The 15362-nt window shown below is 72.9% G+C and carries 11 protein-coding genes and 1 pseudogene; 10 read left to right on the top strand and 2 right to left on the bottom strand.

Annotated features, from left to right (window positions below):
• Positions 1 to 98: 98 nt before the first annotated feature.
• The 5 genes from CMS_RS08560 to leuA all read left to right on the top strand — a co-directional run bounded on the left by CMS_RS08560 (position 99) and on the right by leuA (position 8316).
• Entirely contained in the window at positions 99 to 1601 is a 1503-nt protein-coding gene (locus CMS_RS08560) for a sensor histidine kinase (RefSeq protein ID WP_012299078.1), read from the top strand.
• Positions 1602 to 1651: 50 nt separating this feature from the next.
• Positions 1652 to 2338: a response regulator gene (locus tag CMS_RS08555; RefSeq protein ID WP_012299077.1), complete on the top strand. Its 687-nt coding sequence runs from the start codon at positions 1652 to 1654 to the stop codon at positions 2336 to 2338.
• A gap of 80 nt (positions 2339 to 2418) precedes the next feature.
• Positions 2419 to 3822 (top strand): alpha/beta hydrolase, encoded by a 1404-nt coding sequence (locus CMS_RS08550; RefSeq protein WP_012299076.1) that lies wholly within the window; start codon positions 2419 to 2421, stop codon positions 3820 to 3822.
• Positions 3819 to 6383 carry a bifunctional lysylphosphatidylglycerol flippase/synthetase MprF gene (locus CMS_RS08545; protein WP_012299075.1) on the top strand — a complete coding sequence of 855 codons (2565 nt, stop codon included), beginning with the start codon at positions 3819 to 3821 and terminating at the stop codon, positions 6381 to 6383. The genes CMS_RS08550 and CMS_RS08545 overlap by 4 nt, the downstream gene beginning before the upstream one ends.
• A gap of 166 nt (positions 6384 to 6549) precedes the next feature.
• Positions 6550 to 8316 (top strand): 2-isopropylmalate synthase, encoded by a 1767-nt coding sequence (leuA, locus tag CMS_RS08540; protein ID WP_012299074.1) that lies wholly within the window; start codon positions 6550 to 6552, stop codon positions 8314 to 8316.
• Between the two features lie 109 nt (positions 8317 to 8425).
• Here leuA and CMS_RS08535 read toward each other — a convergent pair whose 3' ends face one another.
• On the bottom strand, positions 8426 to 9103 hold the full coding sequence (locus CMS_RS08535; RefSeq protein WP_012299073.1) for a trimeric intracellular cation channel family protein: 678 nt from the start codon (positions 9101 to 9103) through the stop codon (positions 8426 to 8428).
• 118 nt (positions 9104 to 9221) lie between these two features.
• Here CMS_RS08535 and recO point away from each other — a divergent pair.
• The 4 genes and pseudogenes from recO to CMS_RS08515 form a co-directional block, all read left to right on the top strand.
• Positions 9222 to 9935, top strand: a pseudogene (recO, locus tag CMS_RS08530) (DNA repair protein RecO); the annotation flags it as partial.
• A 212-nt stretch (positions 9936 to 10147) separates the two neighbouring features.
• Entirely contained in the window at positions 10148 to 11014 is an 867-nt protein-coding gene (locus tag CMS_RS08525) for an isoprenyl transferase (protein WP_012299071.1), read from the top strand.
• 9 nt (positions 11015 to 11023) lie between these two features.
• The gene (locus CMS_RS08520; RefSeq protein ID WP_049791917.1) at positions 11024 to 12133 is read left to right on the top strand and encodes a Gfo/Idh/MocA family protein; all 1110 of its coding nucleotides are present in this window, start codon (positions 11024 to 11026) and stop codon (positions 12131 to 12133) included.
• A gap of 111 nt (positions 12134 to 12244) precedes the next feature.
• Positions 12245 to 13630, top strand: a complete 1386-nt coding sequence (locus tag CMS_RS08515; protein ID WP_012299069.1) for a glycine--tRNA ligase — start codon at positions 12245 to 12247, stop codon at positions 13628 to 13630.
• A 58-nt stretch (positions 13631 to 13688) separates the two neighbouring features.
• Here the strand turns inward: CMS_RS08515 and CMS_RS16210 are convergent, their stop codons facing one another.
• Positions 13689 to 14120 carry a hypothetical protein gene (locus CMS_RS16210; protein ID WP_012299068.1) on the bottom strand — a complete coding sequence of 144 codons (432 nt, stop codon included), beginning with the start codon at positions 14118 to 14120 and terminating at the stop codon, positions 13689 to 13691.
• 110 nt (positions 14121 to 14230) lie between these two features.
• On the opposite strand from CMS_RS16210, the gene CMS_RS08505 reads away from it, so the two are divergent.
• The gene (locus CMS_RS08505; protein WP_012296860.1) at positions 14231 to 15193 is read left to right on the top strand and encodes an IS481-like element IS1121 family transposase; all 963 of its coding nucleotides are present in this window, start codon (positions 14231 to 14233) and stop codon (positions 15191 to 15193) included.
• The last annotated feature ends 169 nt before the right edge of the window (positions 15194 to 15362 follow it).

Raw genomic sequence — 15362 nt, 5'->3', positions numbered from 1 at the left:
GCGCACGCGTACATCCCGCGGATGAGATCGGGGCGCCTCCACGGGGATCGTCGGCCGCCCGTCGCTCCTCGGCCGGGCGCGGCACGTACGGTGGTCGCATGCTCCGACGGATCCCGAGGTACCAGCTCGTCCTCGACATCGTCCTCGCCGTCGCGTTCGTCGCCCTGCTGGCCCCCGGGTCGATCGGCGTCGCCGCCGCGAGCGCGTTCGGCGTCTTCGCGTCCACCACGTCCGAGGTGTCGGTCATCCTCGTGCTCGTCATGGGCGCCGCCCTCGCCGTCCGCCGCGTCTCGCCGGGGCTCTCCCTGGCCGTCGCCTGGGCGGGGGCGATCATCCAGATGGGCGCCGGCGCGGGCGTCGAGCCCGGCGACCTCGCCGTCGCGGGCGTCGTCTACTGCACGGCCGCGTACGGCGGTCGCGTCGTCCGCACGCTGGGCCTCGTCTCCGCGATCCTCGGCGGCGTGGTCGCCGCCACCTACCTCTCCTACGCATCGGGCCGCGTCCCCATCGGCAGCGCGGCGTTCAGCACGGGGGAGTGGACCGCGTTCGCGACCCTGTTCCTCTTCCTGCTCCTGTGCGCGTGGAGCGTGCTGCTCGCGTCGTGGACGGCTGGCCGACTCGTGGTCGCCTCCCGCGCGTCGCACGCGAGCCGGGACGCGCAGGAGGCGGCCGAGCGCGACCAGGCCCGCGCGCTGCAGGACGTCGTCGTCGAGCAGGAGCGCAACCGCATCGCCCGGGACATGCACGACGTCGTCGCCCACTCGCTCGCCGTCGTGATCGCGCAGGCGGACGGCGCCCGCTACGCCCGGCTGGTGGATCCCGAGGCGGCGGACGAGGCGCTGCGCACCATCTCCACCACCGCCAGGCAGGCGCTCGGCGACGTGCGGATCCTCCTGGCGCAGCTCCGGCACAGCGAGGACGACGCGCCGCAGCCCGAGCTCAAGGAGCTGAGCGACCTCATCGACCAGATGCGCTCCACGGGCCTCACGATCCAGTTCGTCGAGACGGGCCAGCCCGGCGAGTTCGGCACCGGGCAGCAGCTCGCCGTCTACCGCATCGTGCAGGAGGCGCTCACGAACGTGCTCCGGCACGGCGACGTCGCGCACCCCGTCGAGGTGGAGCTGGTCTGGGAGCCCGACGGCGTCTCGGTGTCCGTGCAGAGCCGGACGCTCCCGGATCCAGTGCGCCCCCCGCGCACCACGACGGGCATCATCGCCCTGCCCGTGCTCCCGCCCGTCCCCGCGGCCCCCGCGCAGCCGGTCGGCCACGGCCTGGCCGGCATGCGCGAGCGGGCGACGCTCTCCGGCGGCCGCTTCTCGGCGGGGGTGCGCGAGGGCGTGTGGACCGTGTCCGCGTGGATCCCCTTCGCTCCCGCCACGCGCCCCGTGCCGCGCGTGCCCGTCGTCGGCGCGTCCGTCGGCACGGGAGCGGACGCGCCCAGCCGGCCGCTCACCCTCGACGAGCTGTTCCCGCCGGAGGCCGCCGCCGCGGGCACCGCGACGCCCGCGGCGCCCGTCAGCCCGCACCGCACCGCGGCCGCCCGCGGGGTCGCCGCCTCCGCGGCGCGACGCGCCCGCGACGACCGGCCAGCCGGATCCTGACCCGCGCCCCGCGATACGCTCCCCACGCCGACCCCGATCGAAGGACCCCCGTGCCCACCCCACCCATCCGCGTCGCCCTGGTCGACGACCAGGCCCTGTTCCGCACGGGCGTCCGCATGCTCATCTCCTCGCAGCCCGACCTGGAGTTCGCCGGCGAGGCCGCGAACGGCCAGGAGGCCGTCGAGCTCGCCCGGACCGAGCGCCCCGACGTGATCCTCATGGACATCCGCATGCCCGTGATGGACGGGATCCATGCCACGGCCGAGGTCCTGCGCACGGCGGACGCGTCGGGCGAGCGCCCGCCCCGCGTCCTCGTGCTCACGACCTTCGACCTCGACGAGAGCGCCGCGCGCGCCATCCGGGCGGGGGCGAGCGGCTTCGTGCTGAAGGACGCCGACCCGGAGTTCCTGCTCGCCGCCATCCGCACTGTCCACGCCGGCAACTCGGTCATCGCGGCGTCGGCGACGCGGCAGCTCCTCGAGCACTTCGACCCGGGATCCCGGCCCCGGGTCGCCCCGCCCGCGTTCGCGTCGCTCACCTCGCGCGAGCGCGAGATCTTCGTCCTCGCGGCCCGCGGCCTGAGCAACGCGGAGATCGCGCAGGCGGAGTTCCTCAGCGAGGCGACGGTGAAGACGCACGTGAGCCGCATCCTCGCGAAGCTCAGCCTCCGCGACCGCGTGCAGCTCGTGGTCTTCGCCTTCGAGCACCGCCTGAACGGATCCCCGTCCCAGGGCTAGCCGCTCCCCGCGCCACCCTGCTCGCTCAGGATCGCGTGGGCTAGATTCGATCGCCTTCGTCACCGCCCCAGAGGACCACCGTGCTCCACGATCTCGCCGACCTCCCGATCATCTCGGCGTCCTTCGTGACCGCGTCGACGGTGGTGCCGATCGTCGGCCTGGCGCTCCTCCTCCTGATCGCCCGTCGGGCCAGGATCCGGACGGGCGCCCGCGCGGCGGCCCCGCGCCGCGCCGCGCGGGCGATCCTCATCGGCGCGGTCGCCGGAGGGCTCGCCGGCCTCGCGCTCACGTGGGTCCTCGGGGACCTCCTCGACCTCTTCGGGGTGATCCTGTCCGTGCCCACGCGCGTCTGGACGGCGCTCGGCGGACTGGGGCTCGGCGTGGCGGGCGTCGTGGTCGCGAGGAGCCGGAGCGCGGTCACGGGCGTCGGCGGGCGCGGGGCACCGCCGCGCGGCCTGCGCATCCTGCACACCGTGCTCGCCGTCCTGATCGCGCCGCTGGTCGTGTTCGCGACCGCCATCGGGATCAACGCCGACCTCCAGGAGTACCCGAACATCGCGGCCGCGTTCGGGATCTCGCGGATCAGCCCGCTCGACGTCTCGGCCCTCCCCGCCCCGGACGCCGCAGGCGCGCCGGTCGACGCAGCATCGACGGCGCCCGTCGCGGAGACCTGGCGGGCGTCGGAGAACCTGCCCGCACGGGGTCGCGTCGGCAGCGTCACGATCCCGGGCACGCAGTCGGGATTCGCGGCACGCGACGGGCTCGTCTACCTGCCCCCGGCCGCGCTCGTGTCCGATGCGCCCGCCCTGCCCGTCGTCGTCGCCATGTCAGGCCAGCCCGGCTCCCCGCTCGACCTCATCGCATCGGGCCGCGTGGACAGGGTCCTCGACGAGTACGCCGCCGCGAACGGCGGGCTGGCGCCCATCGTCGTCATCCCGGACCACCTCGGGGCCCAGGACGCCAACCCCATGTGCGTGGACTCCCCGCTCGGGAACACGTCGACGTACCTCACGGTCGACGTGCCCGCCTGGATCACGGCCCACCTGCGCGTCCTGCCGGGAGCCGATCGCTGGACCATCCTCGGCTTCTCGCAGGGCGGCACCTGCGCCGCCCAGATCGGTTCGGCACGCCCGGACCTCTTCGGGACCATCGTCGACATCTCGGGCGAGGTCGCTCCGACGCGCGGCGGCGACACGGTGGCCGCCGCCTTCGGGGGATCGCAGGCGAGGTACGCCGCCGCCTTCCCCGCGGCGATCATGGAGTCGCGCGCGCCGTATCCCGACAGCACGGCGTTCTTCTGCGTGGGGGAGGTCGACCAGCAGTATCGTCCGGAGGTGGAGCAGATCGAGGCGGCGGCGAAGGCGGCGGGCATGGACACGCGCATGAGCACGGCGCCCGGGCGCGCGCACGATTGGGGGGCCGTCAACACGTGCGTGCACGGCATCCTCCCGCCGCTCGGCCAGCGGCTGGGCCTCACCCGATGACGCCGCGCCCCCGCATCCTCACGCTCCAGGGCGCCGCACGCGCCCTCCTCACCCGCCTCGTCGCGCAGCGGGTGACGCTGGGGATCGCGCTCGTGATCCTCCTGCTCGCCGTGCTCCCCGTCGTCTCGGCACCGTGGCGCCGCGTCGTCCACCACGAGCTGGCGACGGGCTACGAGGCGGTCGTCGAGCGGGGCCACTGGTGGACCACCGCCACGGCGGCGTTCCTCACCGACGGACCCGTGGAGCTCGTCGTCTCGCTCCTGGCCGTGCTGGTGCTCGTCGGCGTCGCGGAGCACCTCATGGGCTGGTGGCGGACGCTCCTCGGGTTCGTGCTCACGGGCACCGTCGGGTCGCTCCTCGGCATCGCCGTCCAGGCCCTCGGGCTCGTGGACGGCGAGCTGTGGTCGCACGGCGTGCGGGGCGTGGCCACGGCGGATCCGCTCACCGCCGTCGCGGGCGTGCTCGCGCTGTCGAGCGCGTGGGCCGGCGTGATGTGGCGGCGTCGCATCCGCGTGGTGCTCGTCGTGGTGGTGCTCGTGTTCCTGCTCTACTCGGGCCAGCCGAGCGACCTCTACCGGCTCCTCGCGATCCTGGTCGGCGGCGTCGTCGGCGCGCTGCTGCACCGGCCGGCGGGCGGAGCGCTCTGGCAGCGCAGCTCCCATCACGAGGTGCGCGTGATGCTCGCGGCGGTCGTCGCGATCCTCGGCACCGGCCCCGTCATCGCGTTGCTGTCCCGCAGCCGCTACGGCCCGCTCGCCCCCATCGCGCTCCTGTTCGTCGACGACCGGGTTCCTGGCGACGCGATCTCCACCCGCTGCCTCTCGAGCGACTTCACGCACGACTGCCTGCAGGAGATCATGCTGGCGCGCATCGGCGGCGGGGTCGGTCCGATCCTGCTCTCGGTGGCGCCGCTGCTCGCGCTGCTGGTCGCCGCCTACGGCCTGGCGCGCGGGCGGCGCTTCGCCGTGTGGCTGGCCGTGAGCGTCAACACGCTGCTCGCCGTGCTGTCCGCCTACGCGTTCGGGATGCTCGTGCACCGCGACATGGTCTCGCCCCGGCTGTCCGCCTCGCCGTCCGCGCACCCGGAGGCAGTGGCCGCCCTCGTGGCGTCGGTGGCGCTGCCGCTCGGCAGCGCGATCGTCCTGGTGCTCCTCCGCCGGCACTTCACCATCCTGTCGACGGCCCCGGCGATCCGGCGCTTCCTCGTGACCACGGGCGTCGCCCTGGCCGGGCTCATGGCGCTCTTCGTGGCGACGGGGCTGGCGCTCTCCGACGCCTTCACCCGGCCCGTCGACCTCAACGACCTGCTGGCCGAGGCGCCCGACCGCTTCATCCCGGCGTCCTTCCTCCGGGGCGAGTCGCTCGACTTCCTGCCGACCGACCCGATCACCGACGTCGTCTACCGCGGCGTCGGGCCGGCGTTCTGGATCATCCTGGTCATCGCGAGCCTCCGCGCCATCGCCGACGTCCGCATCGCCGCGGTGCCCCGGGCGCAGGCGCGCGTCACGCCGGCCCTTCGCCGCGGGGCGATCGGCTCGCTGTCCCACATGGCGACGTGGCCCGGCAACTCGCACTGGATCGCCGCCGACGGGCAGACGGTGGTGGCCTACCGGGTGGTCGCGAGCGTGGCCATCACGACGGCCGCGCCGCTCGGCCCGCCCGCCGACGACGGCGCGCTCCGCGACGTCCTCGGCCAGTTCGCGCGCTTCGCCGACGACAACGGGTGGACACCGGTGTTCTACAGCGTCCCCGCGTCGATGACGCCGCTGTTCCGTGACATGGGCTGGGAGACGCTCGTCGTCGCGGAGGAGACCGTCGTGCGGCCGGGCACCTGGCAGACCACGGGCAAGAAGTGGCAGGACGTGCGCACGTCCATCAACCGGGCCGATCGCGCCGGCATCCGCGCCGAGTGGACCACATGGGCCGAGCTGCCGCTCGCCTGGGCGAGCCAGATCGAGCAGATGTCCGAGGAGTGGGTGGCGGAGAAGGAGCTGCCCGAGATGGGCTTCACCCTCGGCGGCGTGGAGGAGCTGCGGGATCCGGCTGTGCGGCTCATGCTCGCCGTCGACGCCGACGACCACGTGCAGGCCGCGACGAGCTGGCTGCCCACCTGGCGCGACGGCGAGGTGGTCGGCTGGACGCTCGACTTCATGCGCCGCCGACCCGACGGGATCAACGGCGTGATGGAGTTCCTCATCGCGCGCTCGGCCATGCGGATGAAGGACGACGGCATCGAGTTCATGAGCCTCTCCGCCGCGCCGCTCGCGCAGACCCGGGCGGCGTCGCCCTCGGGTGAGCAGACGGACGCCGGCGGCGACGCGGACGACCAGGAGAGCGCGGTCGAGCGGATCCTCGAGCTCCTCGCCGACTCGCTGGAGCCGGTCTACGGGTTCCGCTCGCTGCTGGAGTTCAAGCGCAAGTTCCAGCCGGAGCTGGTGCCGCTGATCATGGCCTACCCGGACCCGACCGCCCTGCCGACCATCGGCCTCGCGCTCACGCGGGCGTACCTGCCGTCGACGTCGGTGCGCGACCTCACGCGCGTGCTCCGCTCCGCGCGCTGAGCGCCGATCGGGCGCCGAGCCGGGTGCGGACCCTCGCGGCGTCGGTGTACCGTGGATCCCATGCAGTCCGGCCGCCTCCTCCTTAGTCGCCGCGGCGAGGCCTGATCCGGCCCTCCTCGTCGCGGAGTCCCGTCACGGCTGACCCGAACCAGACGAGGAGACGACCATGAAGAGCACGCAGACCCCCAGCGGGATGCCGATCCACAAGTACCGCCCGTTCCACGAGCAGATCACCGTGGACCTGCGCGACCGCACCTGGCCCGCCCGCCGCATCACCGAGGCCCCGCGCTGGTGCGCGGTCGACCTGCGGGACGGCAACCAGGCGCTCATCGATCCCATGAGCCCCGAGCGCAAGCGGATCATGTTCAACCTGCTCGTGCGCATGGGCTACAAGGAGATCGAGGTCGGCTTCCCGTCGGCCAGCCAGACCGACTTCGACTTCGTGCGCAGCCTCATCGAGGAGGGCGCCATCCCGGACGATGTCACCATCCAGGTCCTCACGCAGGCGCGCGAGCACCTCATCGCCCGCACCTACGAGTCGATCCGCGGCGCGAAGCAGGCCATCGTCCACCTCTACAACTCGACGAGCGTGCTGCAGCGCGAGGTCGTGTTCCGCACCGACCGGCAGGGGATCATCGACATCGCGCTCGAGGGTGCGCGCCTCTGCAAGAGGTACGAGGAGACGATCCCCGAGACGGACGTCTACTACGAGTACTCGCCCGAGAGCTACACCGGCACCGAGCTCGAGTTCGCGGCGGAGATCTGCAATCGCGTCGTGGAGGTCTTCGACCCGACCCCCGAGCGTAAGGTCATCCTCAACCTGCCCGCGACCGTCGAGATGGCGACGCCGAACGTCTACGCCGACTCCATCGAGTGGATGTGCCGCCACCTCGACCGCCGCGACGAGATCCTGGTGTCGCTGCACCCGCACAACGACCGCGGCACGGCCGTCGCCGCCGCGGAGCTCGGCTACCTGGCGGGCGCCGACCGCATCGAGGGCTGCCTCTTCGGCAACGGGGAGCGCACCGGCAACGTCGACCTCGTCGCGCTCGGCATCAACCTCTTCACGCAGGGCATCGACCCCCAGATCGACTTCAGCGACCTCGACGGGATCAAGCGCACGGCCGAGCACTGCAACCAGCTGGCCGTGCCGGAGCGGAGCCCCTGGGCGGGCGACCTCGTCTACACGGCGTTCAGCGGATCCCATCAGGACGCCATCAAGAAGGGCTTCGAGGCGATGGCCGTCGACGCCGCGGCGCAGGGCGTGACGGTCGACGACATCCCGTGGGCCGTCCCGTACCTGCCGGTGGACCCGCAGGACCTCGGCCGCTCCTACGAGGCCGTCATCCGCGTCAACTCGCAGTCCGGCAAGGGCGGCGTCGCCTACCTGCTGAAGGCCGACCACTCGCTCGACCTGCCGCGCCGCCTGCAGATCGAGTTCTCCGGCGTCGTGCAGGCCAAGACGGACGCCGAGGGCGGCGAGGTCACCAGCGCCCAGATCTGGTCGGTCTTCCAGGACGAGTACCTGCCCGCGCCGCTCGACCGCGTCGAGGAGAAGTGGGGCCGGTTCGAGCTCACGTCCACGCGGACGTCGAGCGACATGGGCGGATCGGTGTCCCTCGACGTCGTGCTCCGCGACGGCGACGAGGTGCGCGAGGCGTCCGCGTCCGGCAACGGCCCGATCGCGGCGTTCCTGCAGGTGCTCGCCGACCAGGGCGTCGAGGTGCGGCTCCTCGACTACGTGGAGCACGCGCTCAGCGCGAGCGGCGACGCGCTGGCCGCGTCCTACGTGGAGCTCGAGGTCGAGGGCGTGCGCCTCTGGGGCGTCGGCATCGACGAGGACAGCTCGACGGCGTCGCTCGAGGCGATCGTCTCGGGCGTCAACCGGGCGATCCGCCGCACGGTGCGCGAGCCGGAGCTGGCCGCGGTCTGAGCTGCTCCGCGCGACGCGCGATCCCACGACGACGACGACGGCCGGGCGGCGACGCCCGGCCGTCGTCGCGCGGGGGGACGTGCGATCGCGTGCGCGCGCGTCCCGTGGATCAGCGGCGCGGCCGCGGCCGGCGCAGGGCCGTGAACCGCAGGCGGCTGAGCGCGCGCTGCTCCGGGAGGCTCCAGCCGAAGCGCACGGCCAGGAGCCGCGTGGTCGCGGTGACGGCGACGCAGACGATGGCCGCGACCCACATGGTCACGCCGAACGCCGCGAGCAGCACCACGATGACCGCGCCCACGCCCGCGGCGACCGCGTAGAGCGAGCCCACGTGCATCATCGCGATCGGCAGGTTGAGCAGGAGGTCGCGGACGAACGAGCCGCCGACGGCCGACACCACGCCGATGAAGACGGCGGGCACCTCCGGCACGCCGGCCGCCAGCGCCTTCGACGTGCCGATGGCGCAGAACAGGCCGATGGTGAGGGCGTCGAGGGCGGTGATGACCACGTCGAGGCGCGTGAAGATCCGCTCGAGCAGCATGCCGCCGAGGGCTGCCGCGACCGCGATGAGCATGAGCCAGTTGCTGGAGAGGGCCGCCGGTGTGACGTTGAGGAACACGTCGCGGAGGAGCCCGCCGCCGAGCCCGGTGGCCGTGCCGATGATGGCGACGCCGAGCAGGTCGAGGCGGCGGTCCCGGAATCCCGCCGCGAACATGGCGCCCTGGAGGCTGCCGATGCTGACCGCCAGGAGGTCCGCCCAGAGCGGGATGGTGAGGGGGACGGGATCCATGGCCTCCCCTTGATAGCACAGCGCGGGTGCCGCGCCCGGCCGCGAGACGCCGGGCGGCTCCGGTGCGCTCCGCGCGGCGACGGCGGGGGAGCGGAGCCGCGGGGCGGATAATCGAGGGGTGCCCCTCTACCGTGACGAGATCGTCGTCCTGCGCACCCACAAGCTGGGCGAGGCGGACCGGATCGTGACGATGCTCTCGCGGCAGCACGGGAAGATCCGCGCGGTAGCGAAGGGCGTGCGCCGCACGCAGTCGAAGTTCGGCGCGCGGCTCGAGCCGTTCATGGTGGCGGACGCCCAGTTCTTCGAGGGCCGGACGCTCGACATCATCACGCAGGCCGAGTCCATCGCCTCCTACGGTGCCCTCATCGCGGCCGACTACGGCAGCTACACGGCCGCCAGCGCCATGGTCGAGACCGCCGACCGCGTCACCGAGGACGAGGGATCGCTGCAGCAGTACCTGCTCCTCGTCGGCGCGCTCCGGTCGCTGAGCCGCCGCGAGCACGGCGCGAGCCTCACGCTCGACTCGTACCTGCTCCGGAGCCTCTCGATGGCCGGCTGGGCGCCGAGCTTCCAGGACTGCGCGGTCACCGGCGCGCCCGGCCCGCACTCCGCCTTCGTCGTCCAGCTCGGCGGCGTGGTGGCCGACGCGGCCGCCCCGCCCGGATCCCCGCGGCTGGATGTCGACACCCTCGCGCTCCTCTCCGCCCTCCTCACGGGCGACTGGCCGCACGCGGAGGCCGCGACGCTCCGGTCGCAGGCGCGCGCGAGCGGCGTGGTCGCGGCGTACGCGCAGTGGCACCTCGACCGGGGGATCCGCTCGCTCGGCCTCGTCGACCGCAGCGACGCCCGCCAGCTCCTGCCGCCCACGGAGCGGCCGGTGCCGCTCGACGCGCCCGACGTCGACGGCGCCGACCCGGATCCCGCCGCGGCCCTCGCCGCCGCGACCGCCTCCGTGGTGCGGTCGACCCCGCGCGACGCGGACCCCGATCCCGACGCCCTGCCCCCGACCCCCGCCGACCGCCCCCGAGCACAGGAGACGACCCGATGAGCCGACGCCCCGAGGTCCCCGGACGCACCGACCTGCCGCTCGACTGGACCGGCGAGCAGCCGCCCGCGATCCCCGCCGACCTCGTGCCGAAGCACATCGCGGTCGTGATGGACGGCAACGGCCGCTGGGCCAACCAGCGCGGCCTCCCGCGCACCGCCGGCCACCAGGCGGGCGAGGAGGCCTGGTTCGACACCGTCGCCGGCGCCGTGCAGCTCGGCGCCACGCACCTGTCCGTCTACGCGTTCTCGACCGAGAACTGGAAGCGCTCACCCGCCGAGGTGCGCTTCCTCATGGGCTTCAACCGCGACGTGATCCACCGCCGCCGCGACCAGCTGAACGCCTGGAACGTGCGGATCCGCTGGGCCGGCCGCCGCCCCCGGCTCTGGCGCAGCGTCATCGACGACCTGCAGGTCGCGGAGGAGATGACGAAGGGCAACACCGGCATGACGCTCACAATGTGCATCAACTACGGCGGCCGCACCGAGATCGGCGACGCCGTGAAGCGCATCGCCGAGGACGTGGACGCCGGCCGGCTGAAGGCGTCGCGCGTCGACGAGCGCACGATCCAGCGCTACCTGTACCTGCCGGACGTGCCCGACGTCGACCTCTTCATCCGCAGCTCCGGCGAGCAGCGCACGAGCAACTTCCTGCTGTGGCAGTCGGCGTACGCGGAGATGGTGTTCCTCGACCGGCTGTGGCCGGACTTCCACCGGAAGGACCTGTGGGACGCGGTCGAGAGCTACGTGCACCGCGACCGGCGGTTCGGCGGGGCGGTCGACGCGCACGCGGGCGACGCCGACGAGGGGTCGGCCGAGGATCCGGACGCGACGCCGGGGGACGACCCGGACGCGGCCCGTCAGTAGCATCGGCACGTGAGCACACCCGAGACCGCGCCCCGTCCGTCCGCCCCCGCCGCCTTGCCCGAGGGCGGCGACGCGCCCATCCGCGTGGGCATCGTCGGCTACGGCCTCGCGGGCCGGGTCTTCCACGCGCCGTTCCTCCAGGCGAGCCCCGACTACCGGATCGCCCTCGTCTCGACCTCCGACGCGGCCCGCGCGGCCCAGGTGCGCGAGCGCCATCCGGGTGCCGACGTCGTCGCGTCCGCCGACGAGCTGTTCGCGCGATCCGCCGAGCTCGACATGGTGGTCATCGCCTCGCCCGCCTCCGCGCACCTCCGCCAGGGGCTGCAAGCGCTCGACGCGCACCTCGCCGTCGTGATGGACAAGCCGTTCGTCGCGACCGTGGACGAGGCGCTCATGCTCATCGAGCGCGCGGAGGCGCTCCGGATCCCGTTCTCCGTCTTCCAGAACCGGCGCCTCGACGGCGACTTCCTCACCGTCAAGGCGCTCATCGCCTCCGGCCGTCTCGGTGAGGTCCACCGCTTCGAGTCGACGTTCGAGCGCTGGGGCGGACCCGTGCGCGACCGCTGGCAGGACCGCGAGACGCCGGCCGACGCCGCGGGCATCTCCTACGACCTCGGCAGCCACCTCATCGACCAGGCGCTCGAGCTGTTCGGCCCGGTCGCCGACTTCGCGTCCGAGCTCGCCACGGTGCGCGACGGATCCGCGAGCGACGACGACGCCTTCTACTCGCTGCTGCACGAGTCGGGCGTGCAGTCGCACATCACCGTCAGCCGCGTCGCCGCGCTGGCGGGCCCGCGCTTCCGCGTGCTCGGCACCGCCGGTGCGTACGCCGTGCACGGGCTCGACCCGCAGGAGCCGCTGCTCAAGGAGGGGGCCGCGCCGACCGACCCCGGCTTCGGCGATGCCCCCGAGGCGGAGTGGGGCACCCTCGTGGAGGCGGCCGGTGATCCGTCGGGGGAGCGGATCCCCACCGAGCGCGGCCGCTACGCCGACTACTACGCCGCGATGGCCGACGCCGTCCGCGGCCGCGGACCCGTGCCGGTCGAGCCGCGCGACTCCCTCGAGACCGTCCGCATCGTGGAGCTCGCGCACCGGCGGTCCGCCGGCGACGAGGACTGAGCCTGGAGCGCCCGTAGACTGGGGGCCGCCTTTCCCGGCGACGCCGGCATCCCGCCGGCCGGTCGCCGTCCGCCGACCGGGCACCCAGTCCGGCCCCACCTAGGAGCAAACGTGGCAACCCCCTCGCGTCTCGACCCGGTCATCAACCTCGCCAAGCGGCGCGGCTTCGTCTTCCAGGCGGGTGAGATCTACGGCGGCTCGCGCTCCGCGTGGGACTACGGGCCGCTCGGCGTGGCACTGAAGGAGAACATCAAGCGCCAGTGGTGGCAGACCATGGTCAACGGCCGCGACGACGTCGTCGGCCTCGACTCCTCGGTGATCCTGCCCCGTCGCGTGTGGGAGGCCTCCGGCCACGTCGAGGTCTTCAGCGACCCGCTCGTCGAGTCGCTGCACACGCACAAGCGCTACCGCGCCGACCACCTCCTCGAGGCGTACGAGGCCAAGCACGGCCACCCGCCGGTCAACGGCCTCGCCGACGTGAACGACCCCGACACCGGCCAGCCCGGATCGTGGACCGAGCCGCAGAACTTCTCCGGCCTGCTGAAGACCTTCCTCGGCCCCGTCGACAACCAGGAGGGCCTGCACTATCTCCGCCCCGAGACCGCGCAGGGCATCTTCGTCAACTTCGCCAACGTCCTCAGCGCCGCGCGCCAGAAGCCGCCGTTCGGCATCGGCCAGATCGGCAAGAGCTTCCGCAACGAGATCACGCCGCAGAACTGGATCTTCCGCACGCGCGAGTTCGAGCAGATGGAGATGGAGTTCTTCGTCGAGCCGGGCACGGACGCCGAGTGGCACCAGTACTGGATCGACGCCCGCTACGCCTGGTACACCGACCTCGGCATCGACCCCGAGAACCTCCGCCTCTTCGAGCACCCGGCCGCCAAGCTCTCGCACTACTCCACCCGCACCGTCGACATCGAGTACCGCTTCGGCTTCGCCGGCGGCGCGTGGGGCGAGCTCGAGGGCATCGCGAACCGCACCGACTACGACCTGCGCACGCACTCCGAGGCGTCCGGCCAGGACCTCTCGTACTTCGACCAGACGAAGAACGAGCGGTGGATCCCGTACGTCATCGAGCCCGCGGCCGGCCTCACCCGGTCGATGATGGCGTTCCTCGTCGACGCGTACCACGAGGACGAGGCGCCCAACGCGAAGGGCGGCGTCGACAAGCGCACCGTCCTCCGACTCGACCGCCGTCTCGCGCCCGTCAAGGTCGCCGTGCTGCCCCTGTCGCGCAACGAGAAGCTGTCGCCGGTCGCGCGCGAGCTCGCCGCGGAGCTGCGGAAGATCTGGAACATCGAGTTCGACGACGCGGGCGCCATCGGCCGCCGCTACCGCCGCCAGGACGAGATCGGCACGCCGTTCTGCGTCACGATCGACTTCGACACCCTCGACGACCGGGCCGTCACCGTGCGCGAGCGCGACACCATGGCGCAGGAGCGCATCCCGCTCGACGAGCTCGTCGGCTACCTCGCGGGGCAGCTCGTCGGGGCCTGATCCGCGCCTCCCGAGCGGCGGCCGGCTCCCGGTCGCCGCCCGGGAGCGCGGTCCCACCTCATCTCCTCCGCGCGGTCCACCTCCACCAGAGCGCGTGGTGCTCCCCCTCTTCGACATCGAACCGCCTGCCGCAGACGACGCAGCCGCACTCGTAGGTCACCGGCCACGCGGCACGATCTCGACGGAGCACCCGCGCGTGCCCGCGCTCCTCCTCCCGGGTCGGGTCGAAGGAGGGGAGACGCGGATGGTCGTCGCACCAGCACCACCAGCTGCGGTGGTCCCGCACCTTGCGGAGGGCGTGGTCGAGGGCGTCGCGGTCGGGCCGCATCATCCCGCCGAGCTCGACGCCCGCCGTCGCCCGCAGGATCGCCGGCAGCGCTGTCCGGAGAGCGTCCAGGAGGGCGGTGTCACGGGTGCCGATGATCTCCCTGGAGGCCTGCCAGATGCGGTGGGGATCCGCGGAGAGCAGATCGTCGAGGGTGTCGGCCACCCGGCCGCGCTAGGTGTACTCGGCCATGACGTTGGTGACACTTCGGGGCGTGTGAAGAGGCCTCCTGGCTTGATGGAGCTGTTCAGTTCAACCATCGCCAGGAGGCCTCGATGTCCCACGGTAATGCTCGTCTGACGGTTCACGGGAGGGTTCTCCTCGTGCGGCGGGTGGTGGAGGATCGTCGGCCGGTCGCGCACGTCGCGCGGGAGCTGGGGGTGTCGCGGCAGTGCGCGCATCGATGGGTGAACCGGTTCCGTGCCGAGGGGCTGCGAGGGCTGACGGATCGGTCATCGCGGCCCCGGTCAGTACCGAGGCGAACGAGCCCGGAGCGGGAACGGGCCGTGCTGGAAGCGCGGGCCCAGTTGCGGGCGGGTCCTGCGCGGCTGGCGCCGGTGACAGGTGTTCCATCCCGTACGATCTCCCGCATCCTGCGCCGGCACGGGGCGCCGCCGTTGGCATGGTTGGACCCCGTCACCGGGGCCGTGATCCGGGCATCCCGGTCAACGGCGCACCGGTATGAGCACGAGCATCCGGGTGATCTGATCCACGTGGACGTGAAGAAGCTCGGGAGGATCCCGGACGGAGGCGGCTGGCGGGTCCACGGGCGCAGCGAGCAGGTCCGCGGCCGCGGGATCGGGTTCGATTACGTCCATGCCGCGGTCGATGACCACACCCGTCTCGCCTACGCGGAGATCCATCCCGATGAGAAAGGCGCGACCGCGGCCGGGTTCCTGACCCGCGCAGCGGCGTACTTCGCCGGGCATGGGATCACCCGGATCGAGCGGGTCATCACGGACAACGCGTTCGCCTACCGGCACTCGACCGCGTTCAAGAACGCCGTCCAGGACCTGGGCGCGCGGCAGAAGTTCATCCGCCCGCACTGCCCCTGGCAGAACGGCAAGGTCGAGCGCTTCAACCGGACCCTCGCGACCGAGTGGGCCTACCGGCAACCCTTCACCAGCAACCAACACCGCGCCGACGCGCTTGACCCCTTCATCGAGCACTACAACACTGAACGAATCCACTCAAGCCACGGGCTCACGCCCGCGGCCCGAGTGTCACCAACGTCATGACCCAGTACACCTAGCGCGGCTGGCGGAGGCCCGACCCGCCCGGTCGGCCGGACCCGGATGCCCTCCTCGCCGAGGACGGGACCCGGGCAAATTTACGCGCGACGGCAACGTGCGGGTGGTGTGCACATCCCGCGCAGCGGCATCTTCCCGGTCGGCACGTCGACGGTCA

This window comes from Clavibacter sepedonicus, from assembly GCF_000069225.1.
In the GTDB taxonomy this organism is placed as follows: domain Bacteria; phylum Actinomycetota; class Actinomycetes; order Actinomycetales; family Microbacteriaceae; genus Clavibacter; species Clavibacter sepedonicus.
The sequence above is the reverse complement of the archived record's forward strand: the minus strand, read 5'-3'. Positions and strand labels throughout refer to the sequence as shown.

What these genes read in the sequence shown, in the direction of transcription:
- CMS_RS08535 (WP_012299073.1), bottom strand. Translation starts at nt 9,103, where the DNA reads ATGGATCCCGTCCCCCTCACCATCCCGCTCTGGGCGGACCTCCTGGCG.
- CMS_RS08505 (WP_012296860.1), top strand. Translation starts at nt 14,231, where the DNA reads ATGTCCCACGGTAATGCTCGTCTGACGGTTCACGGGAGGGTTCTCCTC.
- CMS_RS08545 (WP_012299075.1), top strand. Translation starts at nt 3,819, where the DNA reads ATGACGCCGCGCCCCCGCATCCTCACGCTCCAGGGCGCCGCACGCGCC.
- CMS_RS08560 (WP_012299078.1), top strand. Translation starts at nt 99, where the DNA reads ATGCTCCGACGGATCCCGAGGTACCAGCTCGTCCTCGACATCGTCCTC.
- CMS_RS08525 (WP_012299071.1), top strand. Translation starts at nt 10,148, where the DNA reads ATGAGCCGACGCCCCGAGGTCCCCGGACGCACCGACCTGCCGCTCGAC.
- leuA (WP_012299074.1), top strand. Translation starts at nt 6,550, where the DNA reads ATGAAGAGCACGCAGACCCCCAGCGGGATGCCGATCCACAAGTACCGC.